The organism is Stutzerimonas kunmingensis, assembly GCF_014764705.1.
GTDB lineage: Bacteria > Pseudomonadota > Gammaproteobacteria > Pseudomonadales > Pseudomonadaceae > Stutzerimonas.
On record NZ_JACXXG010000008.1, the window covers coordinates 133,134 to 143,618 of the forward strand.

Genomic DNA, 10,485 nt, shown 5'->3' on the forward strand with positions numbered 1-10,485 from the left:
CGGGCTTTTCGCTGTACCCCTGCCTGGTCTCAGAGCGCGCGCTCCTCTCGCGCAAATGCAAATCCCTCTTATTCCATTACGATTAGCCTGCTAAGATTGCGCGGCTTAATTCACCGCCCCGCAGGTACTTCCGATGCGCCCGCTGTTTCGCCGCCTCTTCCCGCTGCTGGCTCTAGCCCTGGCCGCCTGCGATAACGTTGAAACACCGACTTTCTCCCAGCCCGAACCTGGTGAGGCGCTCTCCGGCGGCAGCACCACGGTGATGAAGTTCGACCAGAACGCCTACTCCATGCCTTCGGCTAATCTGGCACCGATGCGTCGACTCGACTTCAGCGTCGGCAACAGCTTCTTCCGAAATCCCTGGGTCATCGCCCCGGCATCCACCACAGCTCGCGATGGTCTTGGCCCGCTGCTGAATACCAACGCCTGCCAGAACTGCCATATCAAGGACGGCCGCGGCCATCCGCCGGCACCCGATGCGACCAGCGCCGTGTCGATGCTGGTACGGCTGTCCATTCCGGCCGGGCCCGAGCATGCCGAAGTCGTCCGAGAACGTGGCATCGCACCGGAGCCAAGCTACGGCGGCCAGCTGCAGGACATGGCGATTCCCGGCGTCGCCCCGGAAGGCAAGGTACGGCTGCGCTATTCGACCGAGCAGGTGCGCTTCGCCGATGGCACCGAGGTCGAGCTGCGCAGGCCGGAAATCGAACTGAACGACCTGGCCTATGGTGACATGCATCCGGAAACCCGGATGTCCCTGCGCATCGCGCCACCGATGATCGGCCTGGGCCTGCTCGAAGCCATTCCCGAAGAAGCGCTGCTGGCCAATGCCGACCCCGATGACCGCAACGGCGACGGCATCTCCGGCCGCCCCAACCGGGTCTTCGACCAGACCAGCCGGCAGACCGTGATCGGCCGCTTCGGCTGGAAGGCCGGGCAGCCAAGCCTCAACCAGCAGAATGCCGACGCTTTCTTCAACGACATGGGGCTGTCCACCAGCCTGTTCAGCGGCAGCAGCTGCACCGACCGGCAGACCGAGTGTCGCGCGATGCCGGACGGTGGCGAGCCGGAAGTCAGCGACGACATCCTCGCCCAGGTGCTGTTCTACACCCGCAATCTCGGCGTACCTGCGCGACGGAACGTCGACGACCCACAGGTACTCGCCGGCAAGACGCTATTTCACCGCGCCGGCTGCCAGAGCTGCCACGTGCCACAGTTCACCACCGCTGCCGACGCCGCGGAACCGGAGTTGGCCAATCAGCTGATTCGCCCCTACACCGACCTGCTGCTGCATGACATGGGCGAAGGCCTCGCGGATGACCGCGCCGAGTTCGAGGCCAACGGCCGGGAATGGCGCACGCCACCGCTGTGGGGCATCGGCCTGACCCAGGCAGTCAGCGGGCATACCCAGTTCCTGCACGACGGCCGCGCCCGCAATTTGCTCGAAGCCATACTCTGGCACGGCGGCGAGGCCGAGAAGGCGCGCCAGATCGTGCTCGGCTACGACCAGAACGAACGTACCGCGCTGCTGAGCTTCCTCGAGTCGCTCTGAATGCCCATGCTATCCACCATGCTTTCCCGGCGCGAAAGCGCTGCAACCGGCCTTGCCGATGAGGACACCATGATCCGTTCGAACACCCTGCGCATCGCCAGCGGCGCTCTGCTCACCGCCTTGTTGCTGAACGCCTGCACGCCCGCCGACCCGCAGGCCGAGACCAGCAAAACCCTGGCTGATGGTGTATTGCTGCCAGCCTATAAACAGTGGTCGGAAGCCGACCGCCGCCTGGCGGCCAGCGCGATCGCCTTCTGTGCCGACAACCAGACCCTGGACGAAGCGCATGCTGCCTTCGTGCATGCGCAAACCGCCTGGGCCGGCCTGCAGCCGCTGCTGATCGGCCCAATGGGCGAAGGCAATCTGGCCTGGCAGGTCCAGTTCTGGCCGGACAAGAAGAACCTCGTTGCACGCCAGGTCACGGCACTGCTCAAGACCAAGCCCGAGCTGACCCAGGCCGATCTGGATAACGCCAGCGTCGTGGTGCAGGGCCTGAGCGCCTACGAGTACGTCCTTTTCGACAGCAGCATCGACCTCGCCGACCCCGCCACCAGGACGCGCTACTGCCCCTTGCTGACGGCCATAGGCGAGCACCAGCAGCAGCTTGCAGCCAGCGTCCTGCAGCAATGGCAGGACAAGGACGGCATGGCCGATCAGTTGCGCAGCTTTCCCAACGAGCGTTATGCCGAACCGAGCGAAGCCATCGCCGAACTGCTGCGGGTTCAGGTCACGGCCCTCGACGGCCTGAAGAAGAAGCTCGGCGCGCCGCTCGGCCGCCAGACCAAGGGCCATCCGCAGCCGTACCAGGCCGACGGCTGGCGCAGCGACACGACCCTGAGCAATATCGCTGCCACCGTCAAAGGCGCCGAAAGCCTCTGGCTGGGTGCCGACCAGGACGGTCTGCGCGCGCTGCTCGGCGCTGAGCAGGCTGATCTGGCCAAGCGCATCGACGCCGGTTACGCCGACCTGCTGCAGCAACTGAAAGCCATGCCCGAGCCGTTCGGCAAAATGCTCGCCAACGAGGAGAGTCGGGCGCAGCTCGATGCGCTGTACCAGCGGATCGACCAACTGCATCGCCTGCACCAGCTCGAGCTGGCGCGCGCCCTCGGCGTACAGATCGGCTTCAACGCGCACGACGGGGACTGATCATGAAGCGCCGCACCCTGCTTGGCCTGACCGGCGCCATGCTTGCCGCCAGCGGCATCGCTGGCTGGTCACTGACGCGTCACGACGGGCAACAGGTTTTGCTCTCCGCACGTGATGGCGCCGACGGGCAACACTACGCCGTCGGCTATCGCCTCGATGGCAGCCAAGTGTTCGCAACACCGGTCGCCGAGCGCTGCCATGACGTCTACCCGCACCCGTACCTGCCGTTGGCGGTGTTCGTCGGTCGCCGCCCGAGCCGCGAGAGCTACCTGATCGATGCGCGTGACGGTCGCCTGCTGCAGGTCATGACCTCGCCGGCCGACCGGCACTTCTATGGGCACGGGGTGTTTCACAAGGATGGCGAGTGGTTCTACACCACCGAAAACGACACCGCCGATGCCGGTCGTGGCGTGCTCGGTGTCTATCGACTGGAAGGCCGACAGCTAGTGCGCGTCGGTGAGCACGCGACGCACGGTATCGGCCCGCACCAGCTGTTGTGGATGCCGGACAACGAAACCCTGGTGATCGCCAATGGCGGTATCCGCACCGAGGCCGACAGCCGCGAGATGATGAATCTCGATGCGATGGAGCCGAGCCTGGTACTGCTGCGCCGCGACGGTACGCTGATCAGCAAGGAACAACTATCCGAGCAAATGAACAGCGTGCGTCACCTTGCCGTTGCCGCTGACGGTACCGTGGTCAGCGGCCAGCAGTACGAAGGCGACGCCATGGACCGCATCCCGCTGCTGGCGATCAAGCGCCCCGGGCAGGCCTTCCAGCACTTTCCGCTGGGCGAGGCACAGCGGCAGGTAATGAACCAGTACACCGCCAGCCTCGCCATCCACGACGAGCTGCGCCTGCTGGCCGTGACGGCGCCACGTGGCAACAAGGTGTTCATCTGGGACCTGGACAGTACCGAGCTGCGGCAGGCAGCCCATGTGCCCGATTGTGCGGGCGTCGCGGCAGTCGCAGAAGGCTTCGTGGTGAGCTCAGGACAGGGCCGCTGCCGGCTGTTCGACTGTAGCGGCGAACGCTTCGTCAGCACCCCCCTCGAGCTGCCGGCAGGGCTCTGGGACAACCATCTGCGCATCGTCTAGCTCAAGAAACTGGCCACAACCGCCGATGCATGCAAGGCAGCGGCACGGATGCTCGATGTTTGTTTTTCTTACCCAACGAGACCTTGCCATGTTTCAGAAATCCCTACGCGCACAGATTCTCGCGCTGATCGGCGGCAGCCTGCTGCTGACACTACTCATCGCCCTCGCCTGCATTCGCATGCTCAGCGGCAATATCGACCACTTCCAGGCGCTGCTCGACGGCCCGCTAGCCGAAGTGCAACTGATCGACGAGGCCAACCTCGAGTTCAAGGTCCAGGTTCAGGAATGGAAGAACGTGCTGCTGCGCGGCAAACAGCCTGACTCACGCAACCGCTACTGGAGTCAGTTCGAGGCTCAGGAAGCCAAGGTGCAGAAGATTCTTGGCGACCTGCTGGTACTGACCGCCGACGAGCCTGAAGTGACTAAGCAGATCGAAAGTCTGCGCAGCGAGCACCGCACACTCGGCGTTGCCTATCGCAAGGGCCTGGATGCCTTCATCGCTGCCGACAGCGACCCGCTCGCCGGGGACGCCGCGGTAGCCGGTATCGACCGGGCGACCAGCGCTCAGCTGAGCGAGCTGGTCAAACAGCTGGGCGACGCCGCCGCGCAGCGCTCGGAGACCATCCGTGCCGACGCACAGACCACCGCATCCTTCGGTCCGATCATCATGATCCTTGCCGGTGTGGTAGTGGCGCTGTTCAGCCTGTGGCTGGTCAATCGTCGGATCATCGAACCGATACGCAACCTGATCGAGCACATCGCGCGCCTCAGCCAGGGCAAGTTCGCCGACCGCGTGGATGCCAGCCGCAGCGACGAACTGGGCCGCCTCGCCGCCGCCGCCAACGTGTTGCGCGATTTCCTCGCCGATACCTTCACGCGCCTGCAGCAGAGCACCTCGAATCTGGACAGTGCCAGCGGCGAGCTGAACGCCATCGCCAGGCTGATGGCCGACGGCGCCCGCGAGCAGTTCTCGCGTACCGATCAGGTCGCCACGGCGATGCACGAGATGTCCGCGACCGCCCAGGAAGTCTCGCGGCATGCCGCCGAAGCCGCGCAGGCCGCCGACGCCGCCGACCATTCCGCCCAGCAGGGCGAAGCGGTGATGCGCGGCACCATCGCCACCATCACCGACATGAGCAACGAGATCGCCAGCACGGCAGACGTCATCCGCCGCCTGGAGGGTGATAGCGGGCGCATCGGCAAGGTCTTGGAGGTGATCCGCGGGATCGCCGATCAGACCAACCTGCTCGCGCTCAATGCCGCCATCGAGGCAGCTCGAGCGGGTGACGCCGGCCGCGGCTTTGCCGTGGTCGCCGACGAGGTGCGCACCCTGGCTCAGCGCACCGCCGAGTCCACCGCCGAGATTCACCAGATCATCGACACCGTGCAGACCGGCGCGAGCAATGCCGTACGCGCCATCGAGAGCGGTCAGGCGCGCAGCGAACAGGGCGTCGGCCAGGTGACCGAGGCCGGTCAGATGCTGCAGCGCATCACCGAAGCGGTCGAGGCGATCCGCGACATGAACCGCCAGATCGCCACGGCCGCAGAGGAGCAGACCGCGGTGGCCGAAGACATTTCGCGCAACATCACCGAGATCACCTCGATCGCCACCATCAACCAGCAGAACGTCGAGCGCACCGAAACCGCCAGCCAGAACCTGCATGGGCTGTCCGCGCAACTTACCGAAGTCACCCAGCGCCTCGCCGGCTGATGATCTGCGGGCGGGCCGACAGTCTGTCGCCCGCCCCGCACCTGCGCTGCTTTCCGCCCCCCTCCCCCTTTACTTGGCCTCGTTTCGGGGCTAAGTTCCTCGCTCTCCGGTCCTGCTGAGTCAGGTGCCAGCAGGTCGCCGAAGCTGGCGACCGGACCGTTCGAACGGCTGCCTCGATCACGGCAGTAGACAGCCGGCTCACATCTCCAAGGAAATCGGAAAATGTTGCGCCGCATGCTGTTCATGCTGGGCGCGGTGGTCGTCGTCGTTGCGATCCTCGCCGCACTCAAGTTCAACTCGATCTATCAACAGATTCAGCAATTCCAGGCACCGAAGCCGGCGATCGATGTCGAGACCGAGATTGCCCGGCGCATGGACTGGCAAAGCCGCCTACCGGCCATCGGCACGCTTAAGGCATCCCAGGGCATCGATCTGAGCGTCGAGATCGCCGGAACGATCACCGACGTGCAGTTCCAGTCCGGCGAGAAGGTCAGCAAGGGCCAGGCCATCGTGCTGCTCGACAGCGAGATGGAGCAGGCCAGCCTGGCCAGCGCCGAAGCCGACCTCAACCTGTCGCGCCTGGAATTCCAGCGCGCGCGTAGCCTGCTGGATCGCCAGGCCATTTCGCGCAGCGAGTACGACCGGCTCAATGCCGAATCGCAGAAGGCCGCGGCCAGCGTCGCGCAGCTGCGCGCCAGTCTGTCGAAGAAGCGCATCCTGGCGCCTTTCTCCGGCACCATCGGCATCCGTCAGGTGGATGTCGGCGACTACATCGCCGCCGGCACGCCGATCGCGACGCTTCAGGACCTGTCCACGCTGTACGTCGACTTCTTCCTGGCCGAGCAGCATGTGCCGCTGCTGAAGCTCGGCCAGCGAGTGCAGCTACAGGTCGCCGCTTATCCCGGCGAACGCTTCGAAGGCGTGATCAGCGCGCTGAACCCGAAGGTGGAAACCACTACCCGCAACGTTCAGGTGCGCGCCGAACTGGGCAATCCGGACGGACGTCTGCTGCCCGGCATGTTTGCCGACCTGCAGGTGCTGCTGCCGACCGAGACCGCCCAGGTGGTGGTCCCGGAAACCGCCATCACCTACACCCTGTATGGCAACTCGGTGCTGCTGGTGACCGAGGGCACGCCGCCGGAAGGCGTCAGCAGCGACGAGCCCTACCTGGTGGTTGAGCGCCGCTTCGTCACCACCGGCGAGCGGCGCGACGGACTGACGGTCGTCCTCGACGGCCTGAAGGGCGGCGAACAGGTGATCACCGCCGGCCAGCTCAAGCTGGACAGCGGCGCCCATGTCGCCATCGCCGAAAGCCGCACGCTCAAGCTGGAAGGCTCTCAGCAGCCGGCGACCGAATAGAAAAGCCTGTTCCTCACGCGGCAGGCCCGACGCACAGCAGACTCAGACAAGGTTCCAGGGACTTCCCATGGCGTTCACCGACCCCTTCATCCGCCGCCCCGTGCTGGCGAGCGTCATCAGCCTGCTGATCGTGCTGCTCGGCATCCAGGCCTTCAACAGCCTGACCATCCGTCAGTACCCGCAGATGGAAAGTGCGCTGATCACGGTGACCACCGCCTACCCCGGCGCCAACGCCGAGACCATCCAGGGCTACATCACCCAGCCGTTGCAGCAGAGTCTGGCCAGCGCCGAAGGCGTCGACTACATGACCTCTGTCAGCCAGCAGAACGCCTCGGTGATCTCCGTCTATGCGCGCATCGGTGCCGACACCGATCGCCTCTACACCGAGCTGCTGAGCCAGGCCAACTCGGTGAAGAACCAGCTGCCGCAGGATGCCGAGGACCCGGTGCTGAACAAGCAGGCGGCCGACTCCACCGCGCTGATGTACATCAGCTTCTACAGCGACCAGCTGAGCAACCCGCAGATCACCGACTACCTGTCGCGGGTCATCCAGCCCAAGCTGGCGACGCTGCCGGGCATGGCCGAAGCGGAAATCCTCGGCAACCAGGTGTTCGCCATGCGCCTCTGGCTGGACCCGGTGAAGCTCGCGGCCTATGGGGTTTCCGCCAGCGACGTGAACGAGGCGGTGCGCAAGTACAACTTCCTCTCGGCGGCCGGCGAAGTGAAGGGCCAGTATGTGGTCACCAGCATCAACGCCGACACCGAACTGAAGACGCCGGAAGCGTTCGCCGCCATCCCGCTGCGCACGCAGGGCGACAGTCGCGTTCTGCTGGGTGATGTGGCGCGGGTGGAGATGGGCGCCGAAAGCTACAACTCGATCAGCTCGTTCGACGGTATCCCCTCGGTCTATATCGGCATCAAGGGCACACCCAGCGCCAACCCGCTGGACGTGATCAAGGAAGTGCGCGCGATCATGCCGCAGATCGAGGCACAGTTGCCGCCGGGCCTGAAGGCGACCATCGCCTACGACGCCACCGAGTTCATCCAAGCCTCCATCGACGAGGTGGTGAAGACCCTGGCCGAAGCCGCAGTGATCGTCATCGTCGTGGTGTTTCTCTTCCTCGGCTCGCTGCGCACCGTGCTGATTCCGGTGGTGACCATTCCGCTGTCGATGATCGGCGTGCTGTTCTTCATGCAGGCGATGGGTTACTCGATCAACCTGCTGACGCTGCTGGCCATGGTGTTGGCGATCGGCCTGGTGGTGGACGATGCCATCGTCGTGGTGGAGAACATCCACCGGCATATAGAACAGGGCAAGTCACCGTTCCAGGCGGCCATCGACGGCGCACGGGAAATCGCCATGCCGGTGGTGACCATGACCATCACCCTGGCGGCGGTCTATGCCCCCATCGGCTTCCTGCAGGGGCTGACCGGCGCGCTGTTCCAGGAGTTCGCCCTGACCCTGGCCGGCGCGGTGCTAATTTCCGGAGTCGTGGCGCTGACGCTTTCACCGATGATGTGTTCGAAGCTGCTGCGCCATGAGGAGAACCCCAGCGGCCTCGCCCATCGCCTGGACGAACTGTTCGAACGCCTCAAGCAGCGTTACCAGCACGCGCTGCACGGCACCCTCAATACCCGCCCGGTGGTACTGGTGTTCGCCGTGCTCGTGCTGGCGCTGATTCCGGTGCTGCTGATGTTCACCGAGAGCGAACTGGCACCGGAGGAGGACCAGGGCATCGTCTTCATGATGGCCAGCGCACCGAAGACCGCCAACCTGGACTACCTGAACGCCTACACCGATCAGTTTCTGGAGATCTTCAAGAGCTTTCCGGAGTACTACTCCTGGTTCCAGATCAACGGTTTCGACGGCGTGCAGAGCGGCATCGGCGGTTTCCTGCTCAAGCCCTGGGACGAGCGCGAGCGCTCGCAGATGGAGATCCTTCCCGAGGTACAGGCCAAGCTCGATCGCCTGCCGGGCCTGCAGATCTTCGGTTTCAACCTGCCGTCTCTGCCGGGCACTGGCGAAGGCCTGCCCTTCCAGTTCGTGATCAACACCGCCAACGACTACGAGACGCTGCTGCAGGTGACCGAGCGCATCCGCAAGCGCGCCGAGGAGTCCGGCAAGTTCGCCTTCCTCGACGTGGACCTGGCCTTCGACAAACCGGAAATCGTGGTCGAGATCGACCGCGAGAAGGCGGCGCAGATGAGCGTATCCATGGAAGACCTCGGCCTGACCCTGAGCACCCTGCTCGGCGAAGGCGAGATCAACCGTTTCACCATCGAAGGCCGCAGCTACAAGGTCATCGCCCAGGTCGAGCGCGCCTACCGCGACAACCCGGACTGGCTGAGCAACTACTACGTGCGCAATGGGCAAGGCCAGATGCTGCCGCTGTCGACGCTGATCCAGGTGCACGATCGCGCTCGACCGACTCAGCTCAAGCAGTTCCAGCAACTCAACGCCGCGATGATCCAGGGCTTTCCGATCGTCAGCATGGGCGAGGCGATCGAAACGCTGCAGACCATCGCCCGCGAAGAAGCGCCCGAAGGTTTCAGCTTCGATTACGCCGGCGCCTCGCGCCAGTACATCCAGGAAGGCAACGCGCTGTATCTGACCTTCGCGCTGGCCCTGGCCGTGATCTTTCTGGTCCTGGCCGCGCAGTTCGAGAGCTTCCGCGATCCTCTGGTGATCCTGGTCACCGTGCCGCTGTCGGTCTGCGGCGCGCTGGTGCCGCTGTTCCTTGGCCTGTCGAGCATGAACATCTATACCCAGGTGGGCCTGGTGACGCTGATCGGCTTGATCAGCAAGCACGGCATCATGATCGTCGAGTTCGCCAATCAGCTGCGCCGCGAACAGGGCCTGAGTCGACGCGAAGCGGTGGAAGAAGCGGCGGCGATCCGCCTGCGGCCGGTGCTGATGACCACAGCGGCGACGGTGTTCGGCATGGTGCCGCTGATCATCGCCAGTGGGGCCGGCGCGGTCAGCCGGTTCGACATCGGCCTGGTGATTGCCACCGGCATGTCGGTGGGCACGCTGTTCACCCTGTTCGTGCTACCGGCGGTCTATGACCTGCTGGCCAAGCCCGACCAAAGCCCGTCCGCGGCGGCCGTACCGAGCGCCGGCTGAGTGCGGTGTGGCCTGCGAGGATAGCCTCCAGCTCAGCGCATGCCCTGGGACAGGCCATACAGCAACAACAGCAAATCCTGATCAGGACGCATCGCCTCGAACTGCGGGCGCCCACCAGGCGGCACCGGGCAATAGCTGCGGCTTTCGCTGCTCTGCACCAGCGTCGCTCCGGGCTCATTCCAGGCCGCCACGCACAGCGTGGTCACTCCCAGAGCGCCAACTAGGAACAATCCTCGAGCTATTTCCAGCTTCATGGCGTAAGCCCTTGATTAAGCGAGTAGTTAACTGACCGTAGTTCAGTTGTTTAATTCCTGTGCAATTTTGGACGAACGGTATGTACAGCCTGTGACGTCACTGTTCAGCAGGCATAAAAAAAGGTTCTTCGCGGAGTCTGGGGGAAGAGCGAGTTGACAGTCAGGGAAGCAGGTAAATTGGCAGTCGCCAAACACACCCTTCACCTGTCCCTGCTGTCGCCGTGCATCCTATTGATCTTGCC

7 protein-coding genes are annotated in these 10,485 nt (G+C 64.5%); 6 read left to right on the plus strand and 1 reads right to left on the minus strand.

What is annotated here, in order from left to right; genetic code table 11:
- The first annotated feature begins 133 nt into the window (after positions 1 to 133).
- The 6 genes from IEG05_RS09420 (at position 134) to IEG05_RS09445 (ending at position 9,989) form a co-directional block, all read left to right on the plus strand.
- Entirely contained in the window at positions 134 to 1,552 is a 1,419-nt protein-coding gene (locus IEG05_RS09420; protein WP_046621028.1) for a di-heme oxidoreductase family protein, read from the plus strand.
- A gap of 69 nt (positions 1,553 to 1,621) precedes the next feature.
- Positions 1,622 to 2,698: an imelysin family protein gene (locus tag IEG05_RS09425; protein WP_191121989.1), complete on the plus strand. Its 1,077-nt coding sequence runs from the start codon at positions 1,622 to 1,624 to the stop codon at positions 2,696 to 2,698.
- A 2-nt stretch (positions 2,699 to 2,700) separates the two neighbouring features.
- The gene (locus IEG05_RS09430) at positions 2,701 to 3,795 is read left to right on the plus strand and encodes a DUF1513 domain-containing protein (RefSeq protein ID WP_191121983.1); all 1,095 of its coding nucleotides are present in this window, start codon (positions 2,701 to 2,703) and stop codon (positions 3,793 to 3,795) included.
- Between the two features lie 88 nt (positions 3,796 to 3,883).
- Positions 3,884 to 5,506, plus strand: coding sequence for a methyl-accepting chemotaxis protein (locus tag IEG05_RS09435; protein ID WP_191121984.1), 1,623 nt, complete (start codon positions 3,884 to 3,886; stop codon positions 5,504 to 5,506).
- A gap of 222 nt (positions 5,507 to 5,728) precedes the next feature.
- The gene (locus IEG05_RS09440) at positions 5,729 to 6,865 is read left to right on the plus strand and encodes an efflux RND transporter periplasmic adaptor subunit (RefSeq protein ID WP_046621034.1); all 1,137 of its coding nucleotides are present in this window, start codon (positions 5,729 to 5,731) and stop codon (positions 6,863 to 6,865) included.
- Positions 6,866 to 6,932: 67 nt separating this feature from the next.
- Positions 6,933 to 9,989: a multidrug efflux RND transporter permease subunit gene (locus tag IEG05_RS09445; RefSeq protein ID WP_046621037.1), complete on the plus strand. Its 3,057-nt coding sequence runs from the start codon at positions 6,933 to 6,935 to the stop codon at positions 9,987 to 9,989.
- Between the two features lie 32 nt (positions 9,990 to 10,021).
- Here IEG05_RS09445 and IEG05_RS09450 read toward each other — a convergent pair whose 3' ends face one another.
- Complete coding sequence (locus tag IEG05_RS09450; protein WP_036998941.1) at positions 10,022 to 10,243, minus strand: hypothetical protein; 222 nt, start codon at positions 10,241 to 10,243, stop codon at positions 10,022 to 10,024.
- Between the last annotated feature and the right edge of the window lie 242 nt (positions 10,244 to 10,485).

Coding starts and splice junctions, on each gene's coding strand:
- IEG05_RS09420 (WP_046621028.1), top strand. CDS start 134: ATGCGCCCGCTGTTTCGCCGCCTCTTCCCGCTGCTGGCTCTAGCCCTG.
- IEG05_RS09425 (WP_191121989.1), top strand. CDS start 1,622: ATGATCCGTTCGAACACCCTGCGCATCGCCAGCGGCGCTCTGCTCACC.
- IEG05_RS09430 (WP_191121983.1), top strand. CDS start 2,701: ATGAAGCGCCGCACCCTGCTTGGCCTGACCGGCGCCATGCTTGCCGCC.
- IEG05_RS09435 (WP_191121984.1), top strand. CDS start 3,884: ATGTTTCAGAAATCCCTACGCGCACAGATTCTCGCGCTGATCGGCGGC.
- IEG05_RS09440 (WP_046621034.1), top strand. CDS start 5,729: ATGTTGCGCCGCATGCTGTTCATGCTGGGCGCGGTGGTCGTCGTCGTT.
- IEG05_RS09445 (WP_046621037.1), top strand. CDS start 6,933: ATGGCGTTCACCGACCCCTTCATCCGCCGCCCCGTGCTGGCGAGCGTC.
- IEG05_RS09450 (WP_036998941.1), bottom strand. CDS start 10,243: ATGAAGCTGGAAATAGCTCGAGGATTGTTCCTAGTTGGCGCTCTGGGA.